The 26,953-nt window shown below is 38.1% G+C and carries 29 protein-coding genes and 2 pseudogenes; 6 read left to right on the top strand and 25 right to left on the bottom strand.

The features are described 5' to 3' along the window. Nucleotides 1-406: 406 nt before the first annotated feature. From RM549_RS09025 to RM549_RS09000, 6 genes and pseudogenes are all read right to left on the bottom strand, one after another. Entirely contained in the window at nucleotides 407-613 is a 207-nt protein-coding gene (locus RM549_RS09025) for a GDCCVxC domain-containing (seleno)protein (RefSeq protein WP_311683932.1), read from the bottom strand. Next, nucleotides 590-925: pseudogene (locus RM549_RS09020) on the bottom strand (DUF5712 family protein); the annotation flags it as partial. The gene RM549_RS09025 and the pseudogene RM549_RS09020, both read right to left, overlap by 24 nt. 10 nt (nucleotides 926-935) lie before the next feature. Continuing rightward, nucleotides 936-1,316, bottom strand: coding sequence for a BfmA/BtgA family mobilization protein (locus tag RM549_RS09015; protein ID WP_311683923.1), 381 nt, complete (start codon nucleotides 1,314-1,316; stop codon nucleotides 936-938). Between the two features lie 666 nt (nucleotides 1,317-1,982). After that, on the bottom strand, nucleotides 1,983-2,432 hold the full coding sequence (locus tag RM549_RS09010; RefSeq protein ID WP_168137835.1) for a JAB domain-containing protein: 450 nt from the start codon (nucleotides 2,430-2,432) through the stop codon (nucleotides 1,983-1,985). Nucleotides 2,433-2,504: 72 nt separating this feature from the next. Continuing rightward, nucleotides 2,505-2,861, bottom strand: coding sequence for a single-stranded DNA-binding protein (locus RM549_RS09005; RefSeq protein WP_311683921.1), 357 nt, complete (start codon nucleotides 2,859-2,861; stop codon nucleotides 2,505-2,507). 10 nt (nucleotides 2,862-2,871) lie between these two features. Continuing rightward, complete coding sequence (locus RM549_RS09000) at nucleotides 2,872-3,018, bottom strand: hypothetical protein (protein WP_311683920.1); 147 nt, start codon at nucleotides 3,016-3,018, stop codon at nucleotides 2,872-2,874. Nucleotides 3,019-3,375: 357 nt separating this feature from the next. On the opposite strand from RM549_RS09000, the gene RM549_RS08995 reads away from it, so the two are divergent. Beyond that, nucleotides 3,376-3,525 carry a hypothetical protein gene (locus RM549_RS08995; RefSeq protein ID WP_311683918.1) on the top strand — a complete coding sequence of 50 codons (150 nt, stop codon included), beginning with the start codon at nucleotides 3,376-3,378 and terminating at the stop codon, nucleotides 3,523-3,525. 335 nt (nucleotides 3,526-3,860) lie between these two features. Here RM549_RS08995 and RM549_RS08990 read toward each other — a convergent pair whose 3' ends face one another. From RM549_RS08990 to RM549_RS08970, 5 genes are all read right to left on the bottom strand, one after another. Further along, nucleotides 3,861-6,953 (bottom strand): efflux RND transporter permease subunit, encoded by a 3,093-nt coding sequence (locus RM549_RS08990; RefSeq protein WP_311683916.1) that lies wholly within the window; start codon nucleotides 6,951-6,953, stop codon nucleotides 3,861-3,863. Nucleotides 6,954-6,971: 18 nt separating this feature from the next. Continuing rightward, nucleotides 6,972-8,474: an efflux RND transporter periplasmic adaptor subunit gene (locus RM549_RS08985; protein ID WP_311683914.1), complete on the bottom strand. Its 1,503-nt coding sequence runs from the start codon at nucleotides 8,472-8,474 to the stop codon at nucleotides 6,972-6,974. Between the two features lie 15 nt (nucleotides 8,475-8,489). Further along, entirely contained in the window at nucleotides 8,490-8,753 is a 264-nt protein-coding gene (locus tag RM549_RS08980; protein ID WP_311683912.1) for a hypothetical protein, read from the bottom strand. A gap of 16 nt (nucleotides 8,754-8,769) precedes the next feature. Beyond that, nucleotides 8,770-9,954 (bottom strand): TolC family protein, encoded by a 1,185-nt coding sequence (locus tag RM549_RS08975; protein ID WP_265164267.1) that lies wholly within the window; start codon nucleotides 9,952-9,954, stop codon nucleotides 8,770-8,772. Nucleotides 9,955-10,025: 71 nt separating this feature from the next. After that, nucleotides 10,026-10,409, bottom strand: a complete 384-nt coding sequence (locus RM549_RS08970; protein WP_311683909.1) for a hypothetical protein — start codon at nucleotides 10,407-10,409, stop codon at nucleotides 10,026-10,028. A 385-nt stretch (nucleotides 10,410-10,794) separates the two neighbouring features. Here RM549_RS08970 and RM549_RS08965 point away from each other — a divergent pair, with 385 nt between their 5' ends. The 4 genes and pseudogenes from RM549_RS08965 to RM549_RS08950 all read left to right on the top strand — a co-directional run. Continuing rightward, on the top strand, nucleotides 10,795-11,181 hold the full coding sequence (locus RM549_RS08965; RefSeq protein WP_265164270.1) for a DUF302 domain-containing protein: 387 nt from the start codon (nucleotides 10,795-10,797) through the stop codon (nucleotides 11,179-11,181). 257 nt (nucleotides 11,182-11,438) lie between these two features. After that, a complete protein-coding gene (locus RM549_RS19485) occupies nucleotides 11,439-11,486 on the top strand; it encodes a hypothetical protein (RefSeq protein WP_265165396.1) in 48 nt (15 codons plus the stop codon). A 144-nt stretch (nucleotides 11,487-11,630) separates the two neighbouring features. Next, on the top strand, nucleotides 11,631-12,242 hold the full coding sequence (locus tag RM549_RS08955; protein ID WP_311683905.1) for a hypothetical protein: 612 nt from the start codon (nucleotides 11,631-11,633) through the stop codon (nucleotides 12,240-12,242). Nucleotides 12,243-12,557: 315 nt separating this feature from the next. Next, nucleotides 12,558-13,362 (top strand): annotated as a pseudogene (locus RM549_RS08950) (transposase); the annotation flags it as partial. 103 nt (nucleotides 13,363-13,465) lie between these two features. On the opposite strand, the gene RM549_RS08945 reads toward RM549_RS08950, so the two are convergent. The 14 genes from RM549_RS08945 to RM549_RS08880 all read right to left on the bottom strand — a co-directional run bounded on the left by RM549_RS08945 (nucleotide 13,466) and on the right by RM549_RS08880 (nucleotide 25,858). Then, a complete protein-coding gene (locus tag RM549_RS08945; protein WP_311683902.1) occupies nucleotides 13,466-14,797 on the bottom strand; it encodes a tyrosine-type recombinase/integrase in 1,332 nt (443 codons plus the stop codon). Nucleotides 14,798-15,484: 687 nt separating this feature from the next. Further along, nucleotides 15,485-16,327 (bottom strand): tetratricopeptide repeat protein, encoded by an 843-nt coding sequence (locus RM549_RS08940; RefSeq protein ID WP_311683900.1) that lies wholly within the window; start codon nucleotides 16,325-16,327, stop codon nucleotides 15,485-15,487. Nucleotides 16,328-16,468: 141 nt separating this feature from the next. After that, the gene (locus tag RM549_RS08935) at nucleotides 16,469-17,701 is read right to left on the bottom strand and encodes a DUF418 domain-containing protein (RefSeq protein WP_311683898.1); all 1,233 of its coding nucleotides are present in this window, start codon (nucleotides 17,699-17,701) and stop codon (nucleotides 16,469-16,471) included. Nucleotides 17,702-17,961: 260 nt separating this feature from the next. After that, nucleotides 17,962-18,363, bottom strand: a complete 402-nt coding sequence (locus tag RM549_RS08930; RefSeq protein ID WP_311683896.1) for a hypothetical protein — start codon at nucleotides 18,361-18,363, stop codon at nucleotides 17,962-17,964. A 117-nt stretch (nucleotides 18,364-18,480) separates the two neighbouring features. Then, nucleotides 18,481-18,996: a hypothetical protein gene (locus tag RM549_RS08925; protein ID WP_311683894.1), complete on the bottom strand. Its 516-nt coding sequence runs from the start codon at nucleotides 18,994-18,996 to the stop codon at nucleotides 18,481-18,483. A gap of 203 nt (nucleotides 18,997-19,199) precedes the next feature. Then, entirely contained in the window at nucleotides 19,200-19,589 is a 390-nt protein-coding gene (locus RM549_RS08920) for a hypothetical protein (protein WP_311683892.1), read from the bottom strand. Nucleotides 19,590-19,827: 238 nt separating this feature from the next. Next, complete coding sequence (locus RM549_RS08915; RefSeq protein ID WP_311683890.1) at nucleotides 19,828-20,757, bottom strand: retropepsin-like aspartic protease; 930 nt, start codon at nucleotides 20,755-20,757, stop codon at nucleotides 19,828-19,830. Nucleotides 20,758-20,916: 159 nt separating this feature from the next. Further along, nucleotides 20,917-21,513, bottom strand: coding sequence for a YdeI/OmpD-associated family protein (locus RM549_RS08910; RefSeq protein ID WP_311683888.1), 597 nt, complete (start codon nucleotides 21,511-21,513; stop codon nucleotides 20,917-20,919). Nucleotide 21,514: 1 nt separating this feature from the next. After that, nucleotides 21,515-21,907: a RidA family protein gene (locus RM549_RS08905; protein ID WP_311683886.1), complete on the bottom strand. Its 393-nt coding sequence runs from the start codon at nucleotides 21,905-21,907 to the stop codon at nucleotides 21,515-21,517. A 74-nt stretch (nucleotides 21,908-21,981) separates the two neighbouring features. Beyond that, nucleotides 21,982-22,674 carry a helix-turn-helix transcriptional regulator gene (locus RM549_RS08900; protein ID WP_311683884.1) on the bottom strand — a complete coding sequence of 231 codons (693 nt, stop codon included), beginning with the start codon at nucleotides 22,672-22,674 and terminating at the stop codon, nucleotides 21,982-21,984. Between the two features lie 207 nt (nucleotides 22,675-22,881). Further along, on the bottom strand, nucleotides 22,882-23,055 hold the full coding sequence (locus tag RM549_RS08895; protein ID WP_311683882.1) for a hypothetical protein: 174 nt from the start codon (nucleotides 23,053-23,055) through the stop codon (nucleotides 22,882-22,884). Nucleotides 23,056-23,298: 243 nt separating this feature from the next. Further along, on the bottom strand, nucleotides 23,299-23,685 hold the full coding sequence (locus tag RM549_RS08890; protein WP_311683880.1) for a hypothetical protein: 387 nt from the start codon (nucleotides 23,683-23,685) through the stop codon (nucleotides 23,299-23,301). Between the two features lie 166 nt (nucleotides 23,686-23,851). Next, complete coding sequence (locus RM549_RS08885) at nucleotides 23,852-24,382, bottom strand: Riean_0653 family protein (RefSeq protein ID WP_311683877.1); 531 nt, start codon at nucleotides 24,380-24,382, stop codon at nucleotides 23,852-23,854. Nucleotides 24,383-24,580: 198 nt separating this feature from the next. Next, nucleotides 24,581-25,858 carry an alginate export family protein gene (locus tag RM549_RS08880; protein ID WP_311683875.1) on the bottom strand — a complete coding sequence of 426 codons (1,278 nt, stop codon included), beginning with the start codon at nucleotides 25,856-25,858 and terminating at the stop codon, nucleotides 24,581-24,583. Nucleotides 25,859-26,027: 169 nt separating this feature from the next. Here RM549_RS08880 and cobA point away from each other — a divergent pair, with 169 nt between their 5' ends. Continuing rightward, nucleotides 26,028-26,828 (top strand): uroporphyrinogen-III C-methyltransferase, encoded by an 801-nt coding sequence (cobA, locus tag RM549_RS08875; RefSeq protein ID WP_311683873.1) that lies wholly within the window; start codon nucleotides 26,028-26,030, stop codon nucleotides 26,826-26,828. The last annotated feature ends 125 nt before the right edge of the window (nucleotides 26,829-26,953 follow it).

Genomic DNA, 26,953 nt, shown 5'->3' with positions numbered 1-26,953 from the left:
CGAAATAAGCATTCTTAGTTTCATTATACTGAAACTCTTTTGAGCGGCATCTCGGCGAACCTCAATATACAGTCTAGGCTACGACAATTCTACTCCCTCTTAAAAACTATATTGATGCTCTGTAGCCGGGTTTTTATGGGTAACAGCTAAAATCCCTGATGAATGAGGCATTGAAGAGGAATTTCAATTATGCAGCTTGCTTTTAAAGCATTATAAATTCTGCTGATAATTAGCCTGTTGTAAAAAATATTTACGCTATAATCATTTGTGCATCAGATAATTAAAGCCTAGTCTTACTTCCTCTCTCTTGCTGTTTTGCCTTTGGCGGAACGATCTTGATTTTTTACCGGAGACTATTAATTTTAAAAACATATCCCCGGGTGGAAATCAAATTATAAAAGAGAATTCAACAGCAACTCTTATTCTCCTGAATAGGAGGACAGGGTTTACTTCCAAATGAACAGAACACACAACAATCTCCCTCTTTGGGTCTTAGAATCTCTTTACATTGCTCGCATTGATAAAAAAACTGGCAGGCATCTGTTGGCATTTCTTCTTGCTTGCGGTGGCCGCAATTAGAACACGTCAGAACAGATTTTAGAATAGTTTCCACATAGTCCTTCATCAGTTCACGGGTGTATCTCTTTAGATCCTCGCTGTTATTCTGTAACCGGTTCAGTTCATATTTGGAAGGACTGACCGTAATCGAATAGAATTTCGGCTCGGTCTTTTTAAGCTTGGCACCATTTCCATCAATTTCCTTTACAACTTCATCCGCTGATATTCCCTCATCATATTGATTGAAAAAATGTTCCATAGCTCCCTGTTTCAAGCCCTGGTTTTCTTTCTCCAGATAGCCCACAAAATCCGCTGAACTTTGTGAGTAATTGTTCCCTAATTTTTGGGGCGTGATGGTAATGTACATAGCTCAAAAATTAGAGTTCGCTGTTATCGTTTAGCTTTTCCCGAAAACCTACTTCATTCTTTTCTTGAAGGATTTTCTTTTCCAGAATCAAGGGCTTCTTTTTGGGTTCCTCGGTTTGGAAAAGAGATTCCAACATTGCGACGGTGGGTTTGGTCTGGCTCTTTTCCATATCCCTCATAATGGCAATCACCGCATTGATTCGCTTCTTGATTGAAGCTTCGATTGTCCTTCCCGTTGGTCCTAGTTTTTCCTTTGGGGAAATTTCGTTGTAGAAGAAAAAGTCAAGCATTGTTTCTAATGCTTCGGTATGTGATTTGAAGTGTGTTCTTGAAAATTCCTGAAACCGTTTTGCTGTTTCCTTTTTAAACCTGATACCGATAAATGAGTCCATAATTTGCCGATTTGTCGCAAATCCTTCCCTAAAAATGGGCATTCACAGGGCATTTGTCGCAAATTGCAGAAGGCCGGGAATTTACATTTTTTACAAGGTCACTGAATATCAGCGTTTTGAAAACAAAAAGGAGTGCTTAACATCGCATCGCGTGTTACCCTCTTGCTACTCCTTTTTCGTTCGCCACAGGCGAACAAAAATTCCGTACAATTTGGTCAAAAAGCCCATTGCCAGTTCCAGGGAAACAATTTCCTGTTATGTAATTTTTCGATGGGTAAGGTTATCGGCGAAAGTCAAAAAATGGATAACCCTATATAAAATTAAATGCTGAATTTCAGCGAAATAAATATAGTAATTTTTCTTTACTTGAAAATAATTGAACGAAAAAACACCTCCAAAAATTAGAGGTGCTTTACTACAAATTTCATAAAATCAGATGTGGAATATGACAGGATTAAAGTATAAATTTTGAAATACTTCCATTCCAATTCACACAGGACAGGTTTCTTCTACCATCGTCTCAAAGCAGGTATAATTTTATTTTGTATATTTGCGGATATCATCCCCAAATTTTCGCACCACATCCTTTATGAAATTCTCCGAAAGTTGGTCTTCGGGCTTCTTCGTTCAGGTTTGAAAGATTAGTATAGATCTCAAGCTTTGCATTTAAAGCATTCCTTCATCTGCAAAACTGAAATAATTTCCATCAGGTGTCAGGATCAGATGGTCCAATACCTTTATATCAAATAATTCCCCTGCCTTTTTAATTTTTTGGGTCAGGCGTTTATCCGGTTCACTCGGTCTCAAGGTTCCGCTAGGATGGTTGTGAGCAAGGATTACAGCCGTGGTAAGGCTTTTGAGTACTACGGCAAATATTATCCTTAGGTCTACCAAGGTGCCGGTAATGCCTCCTGTGGATACTTCATAAATACCTTTTACTTTATTGGCGTTGTTCAGCAACATTATTTTAAAGGTTTCGTGCAGTTCGATATTGTTTTTGTTCCATTGTCCGTAAAGGAGTTCGGCTGCATTTTGAGAGGAAGTTATTTTTGGAAGCTGATTTGTTTTAAGGTTTCCACTGTAACTTATCGCTATTTCGTTAACTTTGATTTCCATTATGATCTGATTTAGAAGGTGAATAATGAAAGAGGGCGGTACTTTCCACAGAGACGCCCTCTTTGTTTAAATTTACTCGGCTGAAGTATTGCCGTTCTTTACGCCTAACAAAAGGATTTCATTGGCTTCCACTTCGGTCACATAGCGTTTAATACCATCGTTATCCTCGTAACTACGGGATTTCAATTTTCCGCTTACACCGATTTCCTTACCCTTTCCTGCATATTTCTCGATGATTTCTGCAGTTTTTCCCCAGGCGACTACGGTATGCCATTCCGTATTTTGCACTTTCTCGCCCTTTTCGCTTTTGTAATACTCATTGGTGGCAAGTGAAAAACGGGCTACTTTTTTACCGTTCTCAAGGTTTGTAATGGTTGGTTCCTGACCAACATTTCCGATTAGCTGTACATGATTTTTAATAGTACTCATAATAAAAGAATTAAAGATTAATTAATACACTACCTGAACCCTTCAGGACGTTTTCGTTTACTTTTTTTTGAAGCGATTTACTTATTGTATCCTGAGCGTTTTCCTTTTTTTGTTTTTTTGGCCCCGCTTCCTTTTTGATGTTTTTGTGAGATTTCATAATGTTCATTTTAGATTTACTTCCCGTAGTGCCGTCGCTGTTACCTTTTTTTGTTGCTGATACATTTTCAATATTTGGAATTGATAAGGACTTATAAAAAGGAGGTACGACTGGCTTATGCAGTCCGTTCAACTTCCAAATGTTGGTATTTTGCTTACCCAAAAAAGGAAAGCGGCAGTGACGGCGCGGAAGTGGGTCTAAAGTTCTTATGTGAAATACAAAAACATTGGAAGCGGGGCCAAAAACAGGGATGGATATCCGATTGAGCGGACTCCATTTCCGATTTTAGAGTGAGAATGAAGCGTCCCGTTCCGGCACAGCGGAATGGGTTAGCGGAATGGAAAGGAAAAATCGGGGATGGTTTCCAAGGCCTTTTTCGGGAAGCTCTTTGCCCGGAATGCAGCGATTCCTGCCCCTTCTGCAGGCGGGCGCGAAATGGAGCGGCAATGTGCTGACCGGCTTATGAAAACGGCTTACCCTCTTGAAGTAGGATTTAAAGCGGACTAAAGCAAAAAACTTATTCAAGTAATGGAGTTATTCCGTCTTTTTGCGGAGATAGTGGAATGGAAGAATAATTTTTGCTTGTGTCCAAGACTTTTATAGAGAAGCGCTTTCTCCGTAATGGAGCTTTTTCTGCGGAATGAAGTGGGAATGTGCTGACCGACTTATAAAAATAGATTATTCCGTTATAGAATTAAAGCGGATTCGACTTCAAAGATGTTGATGGTAATGGATTTTGGCCACTTTCCAAATTTACCACAGAAAGGATTAACTTCAGGATCAAATCCTCAATCCATCAAGAATAAAAAATCCCGAAATTTTACTTTCGGGATTCTTAAAAATTACTCTTGAGTACTAAAGTTTTTTAGTAAAAGATCATAAACACAAGGTATCACAACCAAGTTTAGAACGGTTGCTGAAAGCAATCCGCCAAGTATTACTACAGCCATCGGACTCTGGATCTCACTTCCCGGCTCACCACCTTTTAAGGCGAGCGGAATAAGCGCCAGACCTGTGGTAAAGGCTGTCATCAGAATAGGATTTAACCTGTCCAGTGCGCCGGATTTAATAAGTTCAAAACCTCTCAAACCTTCTTTACGAAGATCTTCATACCTCGAAACCAGCAGGATTCCGTTACGGGTGGCAATTCCAAAGAGACTGATGAAACCGATTGTTGAAGCAATACTTACTACTCCGGAAGTAAAATATACGATCAGGATTCCGCCTATGAGTGCCAGCGGCAGATTAATAAGCACAATGAAAGCAAGTTTGACGTTTTTAAATTCGGAATACAGCAACAGGAAAATTACCAGTATTGCCATAACAGCTGTGATCAACAGCATTTGTGAGGCTCTGGATTCACTTTCGAACTGTCCGCCGTATTCAACTCTGTAGCCTTCAGGAATATCTACGAAAGAATCCACCGTTTCCCTAATCTCTTCCACCGCGCTTCGCAGATCCCGGCCCTGCACGTTAGCAGCCACCACAATTTTACGTTGTACATCTTCCCTGCTAATGGTATTGGGGCTACTTACTGAGGAAACTGTGGCAAGCTGTTCCAATGGCACCTGTGAGCCGTTCGGAAGTCCTATTAAAGCAGTTTTAATATTCTCAATACTGTTTCTGAACTCCTCACCATATCTCACCACAAGGTCAAAGTATTTTTGACCTTCATAGATCTCCCCTACCTCGTGACCGGCAAAGGCAACATCCACCTGTTCCATTAATTCGCCGACAGTCATGCCGTAAGCAGAGAGGATCTGGCGTTTTGGCGTGATCTTGATCTGCGGCACCTCGATCTGCTGATCAACCGCTACATCGGCTAATCCGCTAATAGGGGTGATACTTTCTTCAACGTTTTTCCCTATTTCATACAGCTGTTGTAGGTCCGGGCCAAAAATTTTGATTGCAATATTTGCCCTGGTTCCGGAAAGCATATGGTCAATACGGTGAGCGATTGGCTGACCTAAAGTGATATTTACTCCGGGCACAATACTAAGTTTTTCCCTTACCTCTTCAAAGAGTTCCTCCTTTGATTTATCTTCCAGTGTGAAAGGCACATCGATCTCGGCGGCGTTTACACCCTGAGCATGTTCGTCAAGTTCTGCTCTCCCCGTTCTTCGAGTGACCACATCTACTTCCGGCATCTCCAGTAACAGCTGTTCTACCTGTCTTCCGGTCTTGTTGCTTTCTTCCAGTGACATTGCCGGCGGACCAACCACGCTTATCACCAGGGAACCTTCATTAAATTTCGGAAGGAAACTTCTCCCCAGCTGTGTGAAGAGGGCGATACTCAGTAAAAAAGCGATCACAGTCACTCCAACTACCGTTTTAGGGATCTTCAGTGCCCGGTTGAGAGTTGCGGCGTAACGCTGCTGTAACCATCTTTCAACTTTGGTTCCCTGAGCCTGCTTCTTCAGCATTTTTTCATCTTTTAGAAGATAAGAACATAACACAGGAGTAACAGTAACTGCAACCACCAATGAGGTCAAAACTGAAGTAATAAAAGCAATTCCAAGAGGCTTCAGCAGTCTGCCTTCCATTCCGCCCAGGAAAAACAGCGGAATGAATGATACGATGATGATGAGCGTAGCAATGATAATCGAACTTCTAATTTCCACCGAAGCATCTCTCACCACCGTAATAACAGATTGTCTTTCCGCTTCCGGTTTTCGAACATTCTCCCTCAGGCGTTTATATACGTTCTCCACATCAATAATGGCGTCATCTACGAGTGCCCCAATGGCAATAGCCATACCTCCCAGACTCATCGTATTGATGGTGTAACCCAACCACTTTAAAGTGATGATGGACACCAGTAAGGAAATTGGGATAGCCAGCAGTGAAATAAAGGTGGTTCGCCAGTTCATAAGGAAAATGAAAAGCACGATAACAACAAAAAAGGCACCTTCGAGCAGGGTCATATTAAGGTTGCTGATCGAAGCATCAATAAAATCGGCCTGGCGGAAGATTTGACTTTTGATCTCGACACTTTTCGGCAGACTGGTTTCCAGTTCGGCGATGGCCTCATCCAACCTTTCGGTAAGCTCCAGCGTATTCACGTCGGGCTGCTTTGAAATAGTCAGGATAACGGCCGGCTTCGCATTTAAGGAACCATTCCCGATCTTATCGGCAGCACCTATCTGCACTTCAGCAACATCTTTTATCTTGATGCTCTGACCGTTTACCTGTTTGACTACAGCTTGCTCCAGGTCTTCCACGGCGTATGCTCTACCGCTACCTTTGATGATATATTGATTCCCGTATTGATTCAAAAAACCACCTGGTGCATTCATATTTGCCTCCTGCACTTTTTCAGTCAGTTCGGCAAGGCTCACATCGTAGTACTTCATTTTTGCCGGATCGGCAAAAACCTGGTATTGCTTGTAATCCCCGCCTATCACCACCACGTTTGCAATCCCTCCAATGGCTTTGATCCGTGGTCGGATCTGCCAGTCAGAAAGTGTTCTTAGTTCCATTGGGCTCAGACTGTCTGAAGTCACTCCCAAGAGCATTACCTCTCCCATAATAGAAGAAATAGGTGCCATGGTAGGAGCCCCTACTCCACCCGGCAGGTTCTCACGCACCATCGGAATCCTTTCACTAACGATCTGTCTTGCTCTGTATATGTCGGTACCCCAGTCAAATTCAACCCAAACAATAGAAATTCCCGCAGCTGAAGAAGAACGGATCCTTCTCACATTAGGGGAACCGTTCATGGCGGTTTCGAGCTGGTAGGTCACCAGTTTCTCTACCTCTTCACTCTCCATGCCGTGAGCTTCGGTAAGTATAGTCACAGTAGGTGCAGTAAGATCGGGAAAGACATCCACGTTCATAGTACGTGCGAAGTAGAATCCTGTAACACTTAGCACTACCGCCGCCAGAAGCACAAGAAGCCGGTTGTGAAGGGAAATTGATAATATTTTATTTAACATCTAATTTTTGTTTCAGGATTAATGTTCGTGACCGTGACCCGGTGTTTCACCTGACATTGAAGCCATCTTTACCTGGTAATTCCCAATCGTTACAACGACTTCCCCCTCTTGGAGTCCGCCCAAAACCTGTGCGTTCTTCCCATTTCGTTTTCCGATCCTTACCGGCCGTCTCTCGAAGCTTTCGCCGCCGGTTTGTACAATGACAGAATAGTTGCCATAGTCCTCCAGCAAGGCAGCTTCAGGAACTACAACTACTGTTTCAGCCTCTCCCAGGGCGATCTGTACTTCGGTAAAACTGCCTTCGGGCATTTCAACCACGTCATTTACTTTGACATAGACCGGGATCATTGGCTTTCCATCCTGCACCTCTTTGCCCACAGAAACAATGGATCCATCAGAATTTAATGCACTTTCCCAATCCCCCTGATCATTCCTGTACCAGACATTGGCGATGGATTCCTTACTTGGATTATAAGTCGCACTTAACTGGGTTTTCAGGAGTCGAGATTTGTCAGTACCTATAGTAATCAAATTTGCTCCCTGTTCCACATAATCTCCGTTAGAGGTATTGATGGATTTGATAAAACCGTCAAAAGGAGCGCGAATCTGCTTTCCGCCGGCTCCATAGTTAGAAGCCAGCGCACGGTAATTCGCTTCGGCTACGCGAAAATCACTTTCTACCTTTTCGAATTCCGCTTTGGGAACTATTCTGTCTTGATAAAGTTCCTTTTTTCGCTCATATTCGGCTTTCGCCTGGTCGTACCTGGCTTTCGCCTGGGCGATCTCCGCCTGAATATTATTGGAAGAAAGTCCTTCACTGCTCAAAGTCATCAACAACTGACCTCTGTTCACCTCGGAGCCTTCCGTTAAATTTTCGGAAACAAAATTCACCATTCCGTTAGCGCCGGCTGCAACGGTTTTATAAGTTCCCGGTGCCGCCTGCCATACTCCCGAAGTATGAACGATATCATAGACTTCACCTTTAGTCACAGGTTTTGTCTGAAAATCGATTTTCCAGGCCTGCTCCTTCAAAAAGCTTATTCCGGCTTCTTCTGCAGCCTCTATATTTTCTGCAGCTTCCGCCACCGAAGAGTAAACCCGTACATTTTCGATCACGATCCTGTCTGAATATTCAGGAGTTTTAAGGTCAAAGACCAGGTTGTAAGTTCCCGGCTCTTTCGGTTGTAAAGCGGGAGAAAAAATTCCGGGTGAAGAAGGTGCTTCCGCAGTATTACGAATACCGCTATCACCTCTTACAAGACTTACTGTCACCGATCCTTCACGAATCGGTTTATGTTTGCCCAACGAGGTGAAATGGGCAGCGAACTTGCTGATCTTTCCCTCCACCAAAGCCGGATATTCCACGAAAAGCTCCGTCTGGTCTGTCCACACGGTTTTGCTTATGGCCGGAACATCACCTGTAAGGTGGTTTCCTTCGGCATCGTGCGCATGGTCTTCTTCCGGGTTATTTCCGCAGGAATAAAGAAAAAGCGAGATGCATATTATAAAAACATATTTCATATCTGAATTTTAATTTTAGTGAGCTTCGTGCTCTGTTCCGTCATCATGAGTATGATGGCCAGATTCCTCCTGGATATCCAGCGAATCCTCACCCACCTTAAACTCTTCTTGCATATGCCCGCCATCTTCATCATGTGGATGGCCATGCTCCTCTTCCTCATGGGCGTGAGCTTCGGCTCCCTCTTCATGTTCGTGCCCGTGATCTTCATTAGCTGTATCTCTACAAGCTGAAAAACCAAATACTAATATTGCTGCGAAAAATAAATTCCTGAATTTCATAATGTTTAATTTTAAATTACAATTGATGTTTTAAAAGTTGTGCTTTTAGCTGAAAAAGCTCTTTTTGCATTTCCAGCATTTTGTTATGCGCCTGCCGGTAAAATTCCACTTCCCGGTAATAATCAAGAAACGAGAATTCTCCCAGCTCATAGGCTTTAAATAGAAGTTCTTCGGAATTCAGGTCTTTAAAGGTATCCCGGTATTCCTCGTATTTCTGCTTTATTAACTGGTATTGCCGGTAATTTTCCTGAAATCGGGTATAGAATTGGGCAGTCTCGGCTCCGGCATTAGCCTGCACGTATTCCAACTGAGCTTTGGCAGCTCTCACTTTATTCTTACTATTCCATAGCGGAATGGAAAGTCCCCCTAAAAAGCCGGAATAATTGGTCGAATTCACTCCCTGATAATTATATCCAATGGTAAGATCTGGCAAAATTTTATTCTTTTGCAGTTTCACCTGTTGTTCCGCCACCGCCTCCAGGGCAGTCAACATTTGGACCTCGGCATCTGCGGAAAGTTTTTCGTTCCAAAGCACCTGCATTTCGGCAACTTCAGCGTCTTCAATGAACAGGATTTCATCTGCCTGAACCGGATTTCCCCCATTCAGTTTCTGAAGTTCCATCAAGGTGTTCTTCATTTCAATCTCTATTTGGTCCAATTCAAATTGTTGCTGCAGCCAGGCAACTTTGGCCTTATTCAGCTCCAGGATCCCGATCTGTTCCGCATCGAATAATCGCTGGATCTGTTTATACACCTGTTGTGCCTGTTCCAAGCGCTGTTGCTCCAGCTCTTCTCGCTGCTGCAGAATTTGAAGCTCGAAAAGCTCTTTTTTGGCCTGCAGAAGGACTTCTTGGCGCATGGCGTCGTACTCTAGTTCGAGTAGCTTCTTTTGTTTGTCAATCCGTTTGCTGCGGGCCGCATAGACCGTCGGAAATTCAAAGCGCTGAGATATTTGATATTCATAATAATCTTCTGTCTCATGCTCCCCAAATGGTAAATAATATGCTGAAGCCTGAGGGTCCGGCAGATTATTTTCAGTTTTGTTTCCAAGCTTCTGACTGCGAATAAACGACTGATATGCCTGTAGCTGCCTGTTATTCTGGCTTATCTCCTTTAAAATGTCATTCCTTCCGGTATTCTGGCCAAATGAGCCGGTAGAGATAAGGAATCCGCAGAAAGCGGAAACTATATATCTGAACATAATTTTTGATTTTAGTTTAATCTATATGATAAGATCGGCCTGCTATTTTAAATAGTGGCCTGACTAGTTAATCAAACTAAGTCGGGAGGTCCCCGAAGTGAGAGTATGGATAAATAAGGGTTGAAATATTCATTGGGAGGCTGATAAATTTCAAAACTTTCTGAATCTTGATCAGCTAAAACCCAATTCTCTGAATAGTATTTATTTGAGGCTTTCTTTTTGGCTTCTGTCTTTTGCAATCTTACATCCTCGGAATATTCCTTAATAACCGGAATTTCATTCAAAGCAATCGTATGCGAATGAATGGCCAACAGATAGGACAAGAATCCCCCCTGCTTATCTTCTTGCTTCTTTTCGTGGTGATGATCTTCACCGGAATGATGATGATGCGCAACCTCCTTCTTCTCCTGCCCATGTGCATGGTGTGCATGTGGAATTATCTGATGAAGAGACATCAGCATAAAGATACCAAGGAGGAATAAAGCTTTTATTTGAGATTTTGTACGCACAGACTACAAAAGTAGTAATTTATCACAGAGATTTGAGAAAAAATAGTAAACCACAAGAACCTTAGCTCCTATGGTTTATACTTCAACTAATTAAATTGCTAACTATTTAAGTTATACATTTAAATAAAATTTCTTTTGAGTTAGAAAATCATGTAAAATACCAATTTCCACTACTTCGAGTTCTTCGAGGGTATCATCTTTAATAACTTGAACTTTTTCAAAGAAAAGCCGCAGATGACGATTAAGCTTAAAATCTTATGTAACAATTGTTACTGAAAGTCTCTTTATATAAATTTATTTTCATGAGTTAATCATTTAAAAAGAAAAATGTATGAAATATTATTTTGCCAAAACAGTGTCGGGAGAATTTGAAGAAGTAATTAAAAAAGTTACCAATGAATTGGAAAAGGAAGGTTTTGGGGTGCTCACCCAAATAGATATAGCAGCTACCCTAAAGAAGAAACTGGATGTTGATTTTAAAAAATATCAAATCCTGGGTGCCTGCAATGCTCCCTACGCACACAAAGCACTAAAAGCCGAAGATAAGATCGGTACTATGTTGCCTTGTAATGTAATTGTTCAGGAAGTGGCAAAGGGTAAAATTGCGATCGCTGCAGTAAACCCTTCGGCATCTATGCAGGCGGTAGGAAACAAAGATTTAGAAGAGATCGCCACAGAAATTGGAAATAAACTACAAAAAATAGTGGATAACGTTTAAATTAAACAACTTCGGAGTATTTAAATCTCGATTATCGAGTAAATTTTCCAGAATTTGGAGAAAGAAAAACGAACTCAAAAAACTAAAACTCAGAATTATACTGAAAGCCGGAAAACCGTATCGATTTGGAATTCTATCAAAGAAGGTATAATTCACGAAGGATGGCAGGATACGGTTTTATTAATGCCCGGAATGAAAATTCGTTTGATAATGGATTTCAACGATTTTAAAGGTCTTTTGTATATCATTGCCATAATCTGGAACATGAGGATATGGGAATGATGAGAATTTTCCTCATAAAATAAAGCCTTTCATAAGAAAAGGGATAGATATTATATAAACTACTTTTATAAAAGCTCCTTAATATCCTTAATGAGTTGAACAGGACCAGAAAAAATAAACTTTTTATAAATTTAAATAACCGATTTAATAATTTTTAAAACTAGAATATGAGAACAATAGTAAAAACTTTAATGATTATTGGAGTAGCAAGCACTTTACTTAGCTGTAAATCAACCTTCAATGCTGCCGAAACGATGGATGTAAATGAAAATCGATATGCGGTCTATCAGGAAATTATATCGAATCCGAATAATTTTAAGGAATTTATTGGCCAGGCTCAGCAAAGTGAAGAGGCTAAAAAAATCATGATACAGGAACACATGCAAATGATGGAATCGGGAAAAATGAAAGGTATGATGGCCAATAATCCCGAAATGAAAGAAAAAATGAAATCGCATATGCAAAAAATGATGGAGGAAAATCCTGAAATGCAGGAAATGATGATGAAAAAAATGATGGATAAGCAGGAAATGCGTCAGAAGATGATGGAAAAAATGCAGGAAAATCCGCAAATGCGTAAGCAAATAATGGAAAAAATGCACGGAATGATGCGAAAAAATCCGGAAATGCGTGAACAGATGACACAAAGTATGCAAAAAATGATGCAGGAAAACCCCGAGATGATGGAAAAAATGATGCAGAAGATGATGGAAAATCCAGAGATGATGCAAAAAATGAAAGATAAGATGAAACAAAAACCAGGAAATCGTAAAAACTAGAATTCTAACCGCAAAAAATATTCAAATACATACATTGAAAAATTAACTCCTAAATCTGAGGAAGAAGGATATTTAAAAACATTTGTGTCCGGTTAAATTTTTAAAAGCGGGATTCCCTTGATGGGTTTCCCGCTTTAGAGTAATTTGGTTTTTACCACAAAATCAAATACTATGAACAAAAGTACTCACTTTAGCGGACATCCAATAAATAAAAAATTAGGACTATCTCATAAACTGTGTAAATGTAAAACATGTAGGTTTGCCAACCTCCAAGTCTTTTAAATCTTGCCTGCAAATTCCAGACAATAATATTTACACAATGAAAAAGATTTATTCGATGATGAATTTTTAAAAGAGTTTAAATCAGGAGAAGAACTTGGAATTTTTTAATCAACTTTAAAAACGTGGATTGGAGAAAATGCTTGAGTGTGAATTGGATGACCATTTCGATTATGATAAGCACTAGAAGTCTAGATCTGGAGTTCTTTTGGTGAAGGCACTGTAAAGGTTCCTGAGACCGGGTTGGATCCTTTGTTCCCAAGGGACAGAACATGGTTGATGCCATCGAAAATATCAAGGAATGAGCAATAGCGATTTTGAGGAACACATCTCTGAGGTTAATGGTTTTGATGTCTCTACTCCCGAATTACAGACCGAATCAGCAGTGATATCGTTGCCGGGTAAAATCATCCTTTAAATACCTGTAGATATGTAGTTTGGAAATATAAAAAAGTCTTTACCAAAGACATTAAGCTCATTTATGATGCACTTCCCCAACAAGCAGCAGAAGCTGCTCTGGAGGATTTTGTCAACAAATGGAACTCCACATACTCTTATGCTAATAAAGCTGGAGAGACAACTGGAATGACCTTACCGTCTTCTATGAGTTCCGCTGGAGATCAGACGAATTATTTATTCCACCAATCGTTTTGAGAACCTGAACGGGAAGATCAGAAAGTACACCAACAACCAATTATCCTCACCAACCGATGATGCTGTAATCAAATCTGTATATTTAGCTCCGAAGGAAGCAATTAAAAAATGGTCAACGCCTATTAGAAACTCGGGAATCGTCCTCAATCAGTTCTTGACTATCTACGAAGAAAGAGTTCAGTTTTAGATTTTAAAGTCAAACACTTTTATTTTAAATTTCCACGCTTTAAGGGATAGTGTCTAAAATCACTTTTTTAAACTTTCAAACGTTACGGGAAAGTCTCACCTAATCAAAAATTTATCACACTATCCAAAGCTTCATCAGCATCTCGATGAATGAAATTGGCCTGATAATTCAGAGTAGTCTTTAGATTACTATGTCGATAGAGCTTTTGCAGCATCAAAGGATGAATTTTATCACCTGCAATATTCCCAAAGCTATGTCTTGCAATGTGATTGGATAAATTTTTATCTATACCACATTCCTCTGCAATTCGTTTTAGATATTTATTGAGAAGTTTGGTAGCATTTTTTGTTTTAATATAAATTTCTTCAGCATCTTTAGGATGGACATTTTTTAGAAAAGGAAATACATATCCATTATAAAGTATCTTGTCCTTTCTGTAATAGCTTAATATTTTTTCGGCTTTATCAGGAATTTTTAAGCTCAATGCCTTTTCATTCTTATTCATTACATAATAAAGACGATTATCTTTAAAATCAGACCATTTCAGTTTAACCACATCAGAAATACGTATGCCTGCAAAATAGAAAGCAAACAACCATACATTATGAGTATGCCAAATTGAAGCACCTTCTTCAAATTTTAGAACTTCTATTTTTTCAACCTCTTCTATAGTTAGACCGATTTTATTACCAGAACCAATTCGAATTTTCTCTTTTTCCCCTGCAAAAGGATAATATTTTTGATCAATAATACCTTCTTTTATTGCTAGATTAAAAAGTGTTCTAATAAAAATAAGCTGATTCGTAACAGTTCTAGTTGTTTGGTTTAAATAAGAAAGACAAAAAGTTTTATATTTATTTATAAATGCCTCATCAATTTCCTGAAATCGTAAAGCTGTACTTTTTTGAAAATAGTTCACTCCATCCATCCACATATATTCGGCCCTTTTTGCCCTACTTATACGCTCTCTACGTCGTTCTTTGATCTCTTTGATAACTGTAGATTTGTTTTTAGATTTTTTTAGATTTAAAAATTCTTCTAAATTATAGAGGATTGACAATTCAGATTTGGCTACAGAGAATGTCCCCCTTTCATATTTGTCCTTTATACGTTCAGCTGCTAATGCAAAAAAAGATTTTAAGCCTCCAGGACCTTTTAATTTTTGTTTGGCTTGTTTGGGAGTAATACGATCTTTCGACTCAAAATAAATATCATTGACCTCGGTCAACTTTTTCATCAAAAAATTGTTCAATTTTCTATAATTGGGATGAGTTCTCTTAACTTTTCCAGCAGTTTTATCCCAGTCCTTTTCAAAAACATATTGTCCAAGCCAATGATAATTTGTTTTATAATTTTCACTAATCCTCAATGCAAGGGGAATTGTGCCATCCTTTCTTATCATGTTCTTCCGTAAAACAATCTTTACATTAGCCATAATGATCTGATTTAAAACTTAGTAAAGATAGTGAAATGTTTAGGCAGTTAGTACAGAATAAGTACAGAATAGTACAGAATAAGTACAGAATAAGTACAGAATAATTTGATTTTAATACCTTCTAATTAAGATCAGGTATTATATAAAGCACTGTAAATCAAATATTTTGCATGGTTTTAGTTGAAATTGCATAGATAAAACATCAAGTTCATAACCCGGAGGTCACGAGTTCAAATCTCGTTCTCGCTACTAGCAAAACTAAAAATGCCGGAATGGAAATTCCGGCATTTTTTATGCTCCACATTTAAGCTATCTTCTTCAGTTAAAAATTAATCGTTTCTGAAAAAATCGAAATGACAAACGAATATTCAGATTAATGTAACGCATCATCGCAAGACGATGCCCCAAAAATGCCAATTATCGGCATATAGGCTTTCGTGCTCCCCAAAAAAACTAATGAGTGAAATAATACAGAGCTTTACCGGTAAAATATCCGGCCATTGAAAGAACGACCCCAAGAAAAATTAAAATTACAATCCAGTATAAAATTGTTTTCTTGCTCCCTGGACTCTTCAGATTAGCACTGAATATTAGTGGTTTTAAATACTTTTCCATAATCTCTAAAATTTAGTTATACTGAATAAGTGACGGGATAATCCATTTTATTACAAACTTTTCTAATTATTTTTAATTTCCCCATCGCATTTGATATGGATACCGTTCATAAATGGCGTTAGCTTCATTTATGGTGTAGCCTTTTTTTCCATTTATCTCTGCCAGTTCATCAAATTTCTTAGCTTCCTCAGGTCTTCCAAGTTTTCTTAAACATACTGCTTTATAAATCTGTACATCTGAGAATTCAGGATAAATTTTAAGAGCTAAATCAAATATTTCAATGGCCTCCTCATATTTTTCCTGCTCATATTTACTTAAACCAAAGTAGAACAAATCCAGGTGATGTAGCCAGTCCTCCCCTTTCTCCTTCAGAATATAATCAAAATCTGAATTAAAGACCTTTTCTGCTTTTTCGAATTCGTTAAGTTGTAGATATGAAAGTGCGATATAAAAATCGTAAGAATGATCCATTACATAACCATAACCATATTCTTTTTTATAATCTACAAAATCCTCTATGGCATCTCTATAGGTATTTGCAAAAATACATTTAGTAAAAGCCCTGTAATCCTGCCATTTCCGCCTGTCGTATTTCACTGCTTTATCTAAATATTGCAGACCAATCTCATATTTCCCTTGTTTAATAAGAGGCATTGCTTTTTGTTGCCACAGATATGCAATTGTTGAATCTTTGGCAAGACCTCTATCTATTTCCCTCTGCCATTCCTGCGAATAAATCTGGTATTTCCAGGCGCCGTTCTTTAAATGTTCTTCTATAATTTCCTGTTGCCGTTGTTTTTCTGATTCAGATAAATCAATTTTCTGAACAGGCCCTTCGGAAGAAGGTGTCTCTTTACACCCTAAAATTATCAGGTAAATAAAGATTAAAAGATATTGAAGCTTTATCTTCACCATAGTCTCAAATTGCACAGTCTAATCGATTCTGAAAATTATACTTCATTCAGATTAGTGCTCCAAAATAGCAATTTTCGGCAAACATTTTTTTCTTCTGAAGGTTTCCGTAATCCTTTACATTCTCAGTTGAAAAGTGATATTTTACGATTCTGAACTGGCAGCGTTCTTTTTTCTAATAGAAGAAAACCTGAAATAGGTCAATCCCTTCCACAACCACTCCACCGGCCCCTGCTTAAAATAATTTAACCAGTACTGACTGAATTTTAACTGTAAAAAGAAGATTCCGATAGCAAGAATTACATTTACAGCAGGAGTGGTTTTATCAAATAGATCTAATCCAAATTCATAGAAGAGCAACAGGCCAAATACCGTTTGCAGCAGGTAGTTTGTCAATGCCATTCTACCCATTGCTCCCAGCGGCTTCAATAGTTTCTGAAAATAATTACTTCTATACAAAAGTATAATCCCGGTAATATAAAAAATGGTGAGACAGGCATTATAGGTACTAAATAAAAAACTTGCAATCCATTTCAGTTCGGGAATTACTTTTATTCCGGGAATAGTGACAAAGTCAAGCAGGTACATCAGCATTCCTATAAACAGCAGGAAAAGAACCGCTTTTTCAGTTGAGGTGTTCCATTTTTCAAACTTCGGAATATTTTTTTCTATAGCGGTAAACAGTCTTGTACAGCCGGCATAAAAACCAAGGAGAAAATATCCGAAGGTCATTAAAAGCCTTCCGCTTTCTAACTGATACTCAATCTTTGCAGGCCAGGAATTCCAGTTATCCTTTAATACTGTTCTAAAACCTTCATTTTGTACAAGATCATAATAATTATGTGCCTCCTCTTCCATTGGTAGACTCACATCGGCATTAGTTTGTTCCGTCAAAAAAAGCTCAAAAATATGAGTGGGAAGATTAATGATTAGCAACAGAGAAAGTACCAGAAGCAGCTTAGGGGGAAGATTCCGAAAAAAGAGCAGTATCATTCCCAAAATAGCATAGATCGCCAGGATATCCCCGCGCCATACGATATGATGCACAATTCCTATAAGAAAAAGCAGGAACAAGCGCCAGCTATAAACTTTCAGATAACCAGATTTAGATTTATTTTTTCGGAAATGCAGGTAAAAGCTCAGTCCGAACAAAAATGAAAAAACAGAAAAAAATTTTCCGAATACGAGGGCACCAAAAATACCCATTGCTATTCCGTCTGGCTTACTATTATATTTCGAATATACCTCTGCCGGCAACGCAGCACCTGTATACCAAATGATCATATGAGCATATAAAATACCTGCCAGTGCAAATCCTCTCAATACATCAACGGTATCAATTCTGTCTTTGGATTTTGTAATAGTGCTCTCACCCATAAAATGCTATCGCACAGATTGTCAATTTTTCAGCAAATGTACGGCAAGAATAGTTTAGCCGAAAACAGGTGGGTATAGGGTTGCAGATTTGTTTGCTTAATATTTTTTTTGTCATCTAAACTTTGCTCCTGCTATTCACAGATCGATACGAGCTTTTACTAAACTCGAAAAAAAAGCGCAAGTAATAAACCTGATTATTGGCTTTATTTCTTGCGCTTAAATTAAACATATTGAATTAGCTACTGATTCAAGTTGTATTATTACTCAGTTTCTATAACCAAATCTTTAAAAGCTGATCCAAAAATTAAATAACTGGTATTGCCACCAATTGTACCTTCATTTTGCCCCCACAAGAATGGCCAGTCGTCGTAATTTTCAAAATGGTCTGGTTTCCTGAACAATATACCTGGCGCAACATTGCCTGGAATAAATGAAAAATCTGCCCTGTTATTCCCATAAAATACTTCTTTAGGACGAGCCGCACCTACGGTTGTCACTAACGAATAATTGTGGTATGGATGATTACCAAACAGCCAGTCGGTAGTTTTAAATGCGTGGCTGGCGTCAATAATATCAGGAAAATGTTTATTAGCAAAAGCAATGGTGGTACCAAAGTTCACAATGTATCCGCTTCCTGCCCAGTTTCCTAAACCAATAGGCACTCCGTAAGGGTTATCCTCTTCAAGCTCGTCGATAAATTCTTTGTACTTCCCAACATAAGGCCTGAGTTTTTCCTTAAATGACGCGTCTATGTCCCGCTATACAACAAGGAAGCATAATCAGTTTTTGTAACCGACCACCGCCTTCTGAAGAGGAACTAGTTTAACCTTACTTATATGTATTTCCGGGATAGTGTTTTTATCGAGTCTGTGATTATCAAAAACCTCAATAGCCGTTTTTAAAAAGCCGATTAACCCTATTCCAAGTACAATTGCTCCAAAAGAAAGTTCCTTTATTTTTTCATTTTCTGTAATAAAATATCCAAATATTCCATATCCCAGGACCAGAATTACTAACCCGCTAATAAGTCCTATCATCTTCTTTCCTTTCCTGGGATTTTCCCATATTTTTCTGGAAAAATTATTTTGTACTTTTCGGGTGTCCTGGAGTGTGGAAAAACTTATGCTTAATCCAGCAAAAATTAAAACATAATTATAATATTGTAATAAAACATCTAAATTATGAACAACATATTCGAAACCCCTCAGATAAGGTTTAATGGAAAAAAACAACGCAAGCAACATCAAAGGATATTGTAAATAGCTAATGATTTGAAAAATTCTTCGTATCCTCATTTTTTTAAATATTATTCCCATTACTGCTAACTTCCCTTAGAATAGGACGAGCTGGCGAGTTTATCCTACCCTTCATTAATCCGCAGGTTCCGATCAAAGGGAACAGCGCAGGACAATCCACTAAATACGAAAGCAGGAGTTTTTTATTCGAGACTAATTTAGGCATTGTCAATAAGATGTTGGCAGCTCGTTTTCGCTGTACGTTATTCTATTTTTGTATGATCTCTTATTTCCTCGAGAAGGGCTAAATCTTTGACTATTCCTCCCATCATACAGATATTGGTTCTAATAGTACCTTCATCATCATAATTCCCAAAAAAAATATAGCTGTAATCGATCTTATATAATCGATCACAATTGGTCCATTCCGTCTGATAATGGAATTTTGCATCTACTAATTGATCCTTTAAGTCCCCCTTAAAACTTTCAATTATTTTAAAAACAGGTTCAAATCCACCTATTTTTGCATAATCATCCCCTAATGTGTAATATTTGACATTCTCTGCATAAACCGGATCATTTTGATCCTCCACGCCAACAACGGTTCCATAAAAAATTACGTCAGCCTCCTCTACCATTTCTTCCATTGACATAGTTAATATGCATTCACAGGCGTACAGTCCGCCAGTAAGAAAAAGAAAAATTACTAATATTGAAAACTTAAATTTCATAGTTGTTTTTCAGCTTGCTGACAACTTTCCATTTTACAGTAGTTGCGGCTTAGCGATTTGGTTTTATCTGTTGAATACTGGATCTGGACGCCCATTTGTCGGCAACCATTTTTACTCCTTTGCGGTAAAACCCACTTTTTTTATAACCGATGTTGTGCGTTTAAGAATTAGTATTTTCTATCAACTTTATTTTTTTACTATTCCAATTTAGAATAACCCTATAATTTCTAAAAAAATCCAAACCAAACGCCTTATCTAAATATTCTTCTGAATACACCTTTACATTTTTTAGAGTAGAATTTCCGAATTCTATTTCATCAATTACACCTGTATAAGATTCCTTTGTTCTATTTTGTTTTCCGTAAATTCCAATACTCTGAGTATTAGATTTTTTGAAATCTGAAATTTCACCATTTTCTATTTGCTTTTTAAATTCAGAAAATGGTATTACGATATCTCCATTATATCCTAGATCTACTGTAAAATTCCACACCTTTTTTCCATTTATTTTACTGGCGATAGCAGGTACTCCTCCAACTCCAATAAACAGCTTATTCTCAATTACCTCTTCAGGTAAGCTTAATTTTAATTCATCATCAGTAATGGTAATTTGTTTTTGATTAAAATCTATATCCCAAATTGCGTGTTGCATCAAATTTGCCCCTATAAATCCGTCAACATTTAAAGAAGACCATATTGGTGTAGCGTTAAAATCATTTATCAAGCCTGTTGTTCCAACAAAACCTACTGTTCCAATTTTAATATTTTCTATTCTTGTATATTTATTTTGTTGTGATTCATTATAGACATCAGAAGCATTTACAGAATCGATAACCTTCATATTTAAACTTTCAGCCAATTCTTTTGATACAAGAGTAGGTGTTCCTGTGTCTAAAAGAAATTTATAAGTTTTATTTTTTATTTCTACGGGTACAATTATCCATCCTTTTTTCATCTCAAAAGGAAAAGTAACTTTAAAGTTTTCCTGTTCTGTTTTTCCTTCTTTAAGATATCCAGTGGCTTTACTAAGTGAACAGCTATTTATTAGTATAAAGGTTATCAAATAAATAAATACTTTGCCTATTTTCATTTTATAAATTTTGTTAATACATTTCTTATGGCTTGCGCAAAACGTCCTGTATAAAAAACAGTACGTGCGGGTGCCATTTATCCGTCGGTTCCGACGAAGGAAACCGCGCCGCATACTCTAATTTGAGAGCAAAGTAAGCATTGTTTTTTATATGCATTTTTAAAAATTTTTATTTTTTCCAAATGATATGAATTTTTGGCTCTGACCTGCAAGCTTAAAAATTTCTTCAATACGTTTTTGTCGGGTTTCAGGTCGTTTCGCGAGTACAAGTCTTATTAATAATGCTTTTCTTGCCGATTTACTTAAGCTTCGAAAAAAGTCCTTTGAACCACTTTGTTTTTTAAATGCCAATTCCAGGTCCTTTGGGATTATTAGCTCTTCCACTTGATCCAATATTGTCCACGAACCGTTTTGCTTTGCAGTTTTAATGCTTTTATAACCTGGTGCCATCATTTGACCATTCTCAATTAGACGTTGGACTTTTTCTTTATTTATTTTCGACCAGGTGCTTTTTGATTTCCGTTTACTGAAATACTGATGTGAAGTTATTTCATCAATTTTAATTTTTTTACTGTCTATCCAACCAAAACACAAAGCAACATCTACGGATTCGCTCCAGGTTAAGGATTTTTTGCCTGAGGCTTTTTTATAAAAAACAAGCCATACAGCTTGTTTGGAAAGATGATTTTTTGTTAACCACTTTCTCCAGGCTGTAAGGCTTGTTGGATAAAATATTTCTATCTCTTCTTTCTTCACTCTATTTCACTACAGTTGCTTCAAGTTCTACCGTTAATGTGGCAAAAAGTCCTTTTACTTCAAGTAATGTGGTAGATTGTTGAAGCTCGTACTTTTGAATAAAAGGAACGTAAACATCCATACAAGTTGTGAAAAATTCCTGAGTGGATGTGGTGTAAACATTTAATCTAACAATGTTTTTACATTCATAGCCTGACTCACTTACCAGTTGTTCCAAATTTGCGATAGTCTGGATTAGCTGATTTCGCATATCAGCGCTACTTGGTATTCCGTTAGCATCAATGGCTACTTGTCCTGAACAATAGAGTGTTCCTTCTGGCTGTTTAACTTCTACTGCCTGTACTGAATTTGTGTCTTTACCCCAACTCCAGGGATCAAATGATGTTTTTTGCATTTTATTTGTTTTTAAATTGAATCACAAAAATAAAATGCACTTGTGACAGCCTTATGTCAGGGGTCTGATACGAATTAATAATATTTATCAAAAAATTCCTGCAAGGTCAACTTATGGGGGGCAAATTTCTCCGGAAGAATTTCCATTTTGGTAATTCTGTCTAACCGGAAGTATCTAAATGCTTTACGCAAGCGACACCAGGCAATTAACAACCAATTCTCTGTCGTACTGATTACCGCGAATGGCTCAATAATTCGACTTGAAGTTATATTTTTTTCGTTTGTATAAGTAATTTTAGTCAAAAAGAAGTTGGTCAAAGCATATTGCAGTTGCGAAATATTATTGCTGTTTCTCTCTCTGTTCAGGTTTTGCTCAAAGCGGGTACGATCAGCCAGTAAGTTGGCTTTATCCTTATCAGATTGTCTCAGGACAGTTTTAATTTTATCAATAGCTTCTGAATAATCTTTAATAAATGAACTGTCCTTGTTTTTAAGAACCAATTGTTCCGCTAGTATGAGTGCATTTGCCTGAGCTTCAGAAAACATAACTGGCGGAATTTTGTAGCCTTCCATTAATGAATAGCCCTTTCCCTCTTCTGTGAAGATAGGAACTCCTGCTTGTTCCAGTGCTCTTATGTCCCGATAAATTGTACGTACACTCACATTAAATTTTTCAGCAAGGCTGGTTGCCGTCAAAAGTCGTTTTGTTTGCAATTGAGTTAAAATTGCAGTCAGTCGTGAAAGTCGTTTTGTATCCTTATCGTTCAAACGTCTATTATTTGTTTTGGTTACTTCAAATGACTCACAATATTCCCTATAAAAATCTTACGAGCTGGCGATTTAGGTTTCCGCAGGTTTTAATAAAGGGAGCAGCGCAGCACAATCAATTCCAGTTCGAGTATGAATTCTTACGTACGGCTTTTCGAAACTTTCCAATTTGGAATTAAGCTTAATGTTTTTTCAAACCCAATGGAGTTAGTTTGGTTTATTCTCAGGCTTTATTGATATGACAGTAAAGATTAAAGCCACTCCGATACCTATTGCAAAATAAGTATCAAAAGGGTCTTTTTCAGATATATATGACGAAATTCCTACTCCAATGGATACGATTCCGATTAAGATTAGGAAAATCTTAGTTGGTTTGTTCATAATTAGTTATCAGTTTAATCCTGGCTAATTTTTTACAATTAATGCTAACGCCTCGTATAACTCAAGTTGCGGTTTGGTGACTTTAATTTGTTCGTTAAAGACTGCTTTTTAAAGGTTATTAAAAACCAGCTTTTGCAATTGCTAAATCAGGTTTGTCGTATGATGAAAAATTTGTCTCGAAATTAGCTTAAGAACTTGTTTTTAACTCAGTTCTTTGCTTTTATACTTTGTTGTGGTGTCGTTTTATTCCTTAATATACTCACTGATATAGCAGTCGTAACAATCCCCAATTAAAATTAATTTGCCTCCACTAAACTCTATAATTTGTCTAAATCCGTTCTCTTGAATAACCATTTCGCGAGGTTCATTAAATATTACAGATTCTCTTGTTTCAGTAGAATATGCTGTTTGGAAATTCAAAGTTCCGTTCAAATAGCTTTTTATCGAATCAGCTGAAATATCTAGTTCTCTGTTGTCTCCAGTGGATTCAGGTGTTTCCGTAATTCCTGCTATTCCTCCTGAAGAACCTTCCCAAATCCATCTTCCAATTAATTCTGGATCAGGATTATTATCTTTTGAGCAACTCAAAATTGTTAGGCCGATAATAGTCAGAAGGATTATATTTCTCATTTGTTTTCTATTCTAGATTAAAACTTCTTTCAAATGCACCAAACGTCCCATAAAAAACTGTGCGAGCTGGTGAGCATGATTGTTCAGAAGACAATCAGCAAGCAAGCACGGAGTCTCGGTTCAAAACAAGATTAGCATAGTTTTTATAGTCTGGCAAACGTTTTCTTTAATAATAGAACATATCAAATGCTCCATTTCTTACTTCACGGATTTCATCACTATCATTTACAGCATCAAACCAAAAATCACCTCCTATAATTCTTTCTTCTCTATTATGGTATAGAATTTTTACTTCGCCTGTATAGTTAGAATTTGTTGCTCCATCTCCAAATTGTTGTGAACCGTACTCTCCAAAACTTTGTCCATTTTCCTCCTTTTTTAAAATAAAGTTTTGTCCAGTTAAGTCGTTTCTCGAATCAGCATCTATTAATAGTATACGGATATGCTGAAATTCTAATTCAGGATTTAAATCATTAGAAAAGCTGATACTGAAAATTGGTGTCCCATCAGGATAAGAGTCACCACGGGCTCTTGCGTTACCATAAAGTTCAAAATTTGGTTTTAATAAAGCCCCCTCAACTTCACAACTAATTCCGCCCATTCCGTCGAATTTATAATTATCAGAAATTTCAACATCATTGGGAGAACAACTTAAAAATATGCAAGTGAGTAGAATAAAAATCAGATGACTTTTCATGATTTTTTCTTATTGTAGGTTATTTCGCCTAAAGTTTCTTGTTGTTCAATGTTTTACATTGTATCAATAAAGTCTCCAGTGATTTTTAATTAAGTATTAAGTACTGCTTACTTAATATCTTGTTTGTTTCTACTAATATAGCAGAATTGCTTTAGAAAAACCATGAAAAAGAGAATATTAATCAACAAATCCTTCAACTTAATCTGCATTCACCTGAAACTGGAAGAGACGCGGATTAATGATTAGCTGCGCCCATGCCCAGTTGTTGGTATTGTCGCTGGTTGTTCCGCCTTTAATCAAACTCATGCTTTCTGAAGCGAACATATGGGAGTAACCAAGGTTAAGCACTACATTCTTCACCACAGGACGGGTGAAAACCACATCAACTTCGGTGCCCAAATACCTGTCTGCATCTCCAGCCAGGGCTGCATTCGAGCTAAAATAATGGGCTTTTAGAAGTAAAGAAGATGTTGCTCCGGTTTTTAAAACCGTCTTCGCATAAAAATCGTTTAATCCAACGCTGTTGGCATGATTGCCTACATAGAAGTAATCCATAAATCCGTTGAATTTGTGGTTGGTACCGTACAAAGGAAAAAAGGAATTATTGTCGCCTGTACTGCCCTGGTCGGTACCGCTAAGAAGTTCCAGTCCGAGACCAAAAAGAGTGTTTCCGGGCTTGTAAATTCCTTCCAGCGAAACCTGATATGCGCTCAAATCCTGAACAGGATTCGCCTGCCCAAACTGATAATAGGCACTACCCGAAAATTTCAGCACAGATAACGGAAATTGAAAATAAGATCCCGCAGTCTGCCTGTTATAAACCCCATCTGCAATATCCCCATCTGCCCCGGTAAATTTTTGGAATCCGTTATTTAAAAATAACAGGCTCACCGCGCTGTTACTCCAGGTTTTTTTAAGGTGGGCATATTGCATTGTTTTATAGGAAAAGAATCCGGATATGGTGTACGGAGTACCAAACAGCCGCTGTTCCTCCTGGCCATACGCAAATCCTAAATCCATAGCGAAAGTACCTTTGTTATACTGAAGAAGCGCCGCATCGTGAAACCGTCCCTGCATCGCCCAGTCCAGTCCCCCAAAAATCCGCTGATCGTCATAGGAAATCACCTGCCGGCCAACTTTCGCAGCCCAGTCGTCGCTCAACTGCATTCTTGCCCAGGCCTGGAACAGCGAAAAAGAATCATTACCATCATTAATCAAAATCTGCCGCGTATCTCCCCACGTGCTCACATCCTGTACACTCACCAAAACCTGCAGCCTGTCTGCCACATATCCGAAATTTAACCTGGAACGCTGAGTGACAAAGGCAGCAGGATCTGCATTATCCGGAAAGAGATTTCCGAAACCGTGGCGGTATTCAAAACGTGGCCTGATATCTGCATCCAGCGTAAAAGTCTGAGAAAGAGCAGTAGTTGAAAAAATAAAAAAGATCAGGAAAGTGTAGTAGTAGTTTTTCATAATGAGAAGTATTGGTTGGCTCAAAAATAAACATGTAAAATTAAATTTACGTATAAATACTTATATTTATTTTTATTCTACGTATTTGCATGCTATATTTGTATTACAAAATTAAGCGCTACGGAAAGAATAAGGAAGCTCCGGGCATGAAAAATTAAACAGTTTCAAGATGAGAAGTTCAGAAAACATAAAACCTAGAGTTACTTTAGTTGGTGCCGGGCCGGGTGATCCCGAATTGCTGACCCTTAAAGCCGTTAACGCCCTGCAGAATGCAAAAGCTGTACTTTATGATGCGCTGGTAAATGAAGAAATCCTGAAGCATGCGCCAAATGCCGTGAAGCTTTTCGTCGGGAAGAGAAAAGGTTGCCACTCTTATATGCAGGACCAGATCAACGATTTGCTTGTGGCTTATGCGTTAAGATATGGGCACGTAGTTCGGTTAAAAGGCGGAGATCCGTTTGTTTTTGGTCGTGGTCGTGAAGAAATGAACCATCTTTCTGAAGCTGGAATACCTTCGGAAGTGGTTCCGGGGATATCTTCGGCACTTTCGGTTCCTGCAAGCAACGGGATTCCGGTTACCCACAGGAAAGTTGCACAAAGTTTCTGGGTACTTACGGGCACTACCACCAATCACAAATTATCTGAAGACGTAGAACTTTCAGCAAAATCCAAAGCCACGGTCGTGATCCTTATGGGGATGAGCAAACTTTCAGAAATTGTTGAAGTGTTTACAAAACACGGAAAAGCAGAAACTCCCGTTGCTATTATTCAGAATGGGACAAAAGAAAATGAGCGTCGTGCCATTGGAAATATCTCGAATATACAGAAAAAGGTTGCGGAGCAAAACCTCTCCTCCCCTGCAATCATTGTTATTGGAGAAGTTGTGGAAGTTGGAAATGATCAATTATCTGCCCTTGTGGAAGATGATTTTATTTACCAGAACCTGGACATCGAACCTGTTTCTGCTTAATTCTTCGGAAGGATTTCAGTATCAATTCTCTGCAATCGTGATTTTTTGATGCCTATCAAAATTTGCCAATTATTACCCCTTTTTGCGCAAATTAATGTGTTTCTGATCAAAAAGCACCTCAGCTA

The sequence above is a fragment of the Autumnicola patrickiae genome, assembly GCF_031846525.1.
GTDB lineage: Bacteria > Bacteroidota > Bacteroidia > Flavobacteriales > Flavobacteriaceae > Autumnicola > Autumnicola patrickiae.
Note: the sequence above shows the minus strand (reverse complement) of the source record. Positions and strands in the feature narration are given on the sequence as shown.

Coding starts and splice junctions, on each gene's coding strand:
- RM549_RS08985 (WP_311683914.1), bottom strand. CDS start 8,474: ATGAAATATGTTTTTATAATATGCATCTCGCTTTTTCTTTATTCCTGC.
- RM549_RS08955 (WP_311683905.1), top strand. CDS start 11,631: ATGAGAACAATAGTAAAAACTTTAATGATTATTGGAGTAGCAAGCACT.
- cobA (WP_311683873.1), top strand. CDS start 26,028: ATGAGAAGTTCAGAAAACATAAAACCTAGAGTTACTTTAGTTGGTGCC.
- RM549_RS08915 (WP_311683890.1), bottom strand. CDS start 20,757: ATGAAAATAGGCAAAGTATTTATTTATTTGATAACCTTTATACTAATA.
- RM549_RS09005 (WP_311683921.1), bottom strand. CDS start 2,861: ATGAGTACTATTAAAAATCATGTACAGCTAATCGGAAATGTTGGTCAG.
- RM549_RS08990 (WP_311683916.1), bottom strand. CDS start 6,953: ATGTTAAATAAAATATTATCAATTTCCCTTCACAACCGGCTTCTTGTG.
- RM549_RS08925 (WP_311683894.1), bottom strand. CDS start 18,996: ATGAGGATACGAAGAATTTTTCAAATCATTAGCTATTTACAATATCCT.
- RM549_RS08965 (WP_265164270.1), top strand. CDS start 10,795: ATGAAATATTATTTTGCCAAAACAGTGTCGGGAGAATTTGAAGAAGTA.
- RM549_RS08975 (WP_265164267.1), bottom strand. CDS start 9,954: ATGTTCAGATATATAGTTTCCGCTTTCTGCGGATTCCTTATCTCTACC.
- RM549_RS08980 (WP_311683912.1), bottom strand. CDS start 8,753: ATGAAATTCAGGAATTTATTTTTCGCAGCAATATTAGTATTTGGTTTT.
- RM549_RS08905 (WP_311683886.1), bottom strand. CDS start 21,907: ATGCAAAAAACATCATTTGATCCCTGGAGTTGGGGTAAAGACACAAAT.
- RM549_RS08885 (WP_311683877.1), bottom strand. CDS start 24,382: ATGAAAAGTCATCTGATTTTTATTCTACTCACTTGCATATTTTTAAGT.
- RM549_RS09015 (WP_311683923.1), bottom strand. CDS start 1,316: ATGGACTCATTTATCGGTATCAGGTTTAAAAAGGAAACAGCAAAACGG.
- RM549_RS08935 (WP_311683898.1), bottom strand. CDS start 17,701: ATGGGTGAGAGCACTATTACAAAATCCAAAGACAGAATTGATACCGTT.
- RM549_RS08940 (WP_311683900.1), bottom strand. CDS start 16,327: ATGGTGAAGATAAAGCTTCAATATCTTTTAATCTTTATTTACCTGATA.
- RM549_RS09010 (WP_168137835.1), bottom strand. CDS start 2,432: ATGGAAATCAAAGTTAACGAAATAGCGATAAGTTACAGTGGAAACCTT.
- RM549_RS08920 (WP_311683892.1), bottom strand. CDS start 19,589: ATGTCAATGGAAGAAATGGTAGAGGAGGCTGACGTAATTTTTTATGGA.
- RM549_RS08945 (WP_311683902.1), bottom strand. CDS start 14,797: ATGGCTAATGTAAAGATTGTTTTACGGAAGAACATGATAAGAAAGGAT.
- RM549_RS08895 (WP_311683882.1), bottom strand. CDS start 23,055: ATGAACAAACCAACTAAGATTTTCCTAATCTTAATCGGAATCGTATCC.
- RM549_RS08970 (WP_311683909.1), bottom strand. CDS start 10,409: ATGTCTCTTCATCAGATAATTCCACATGCACACCATGCACATGGGCAG.
- RM549_RS09000 (WP_311683920.1), bottom strand. CDS start 3,018: ATGAAATCTCACAAAAACATCAAAAAGGAAGCGGGGCCAAAAAAACAA.
- RM549_RS08995 (WP_311683918.1), top strand. CDS start 3,376: ATGGTTTCCAAGGCCTTTTTCGGGAAGCTCTTTGCCCGGAATGCAGCG.
- RM549_RS08880 (WP_311683875.1), bottom strand. CDS start 25,858: ATGAAAAACTACTACTACACTTTCCTGATCTTTTTTATTTTTTCAACT.
- RM549_RS08890 (WP_311683880.1), bottom strand. CDS start 23,685: ATGAGAAATATAATCCTTCTGACTATTATCGGCCTAACAATTTTGAGT.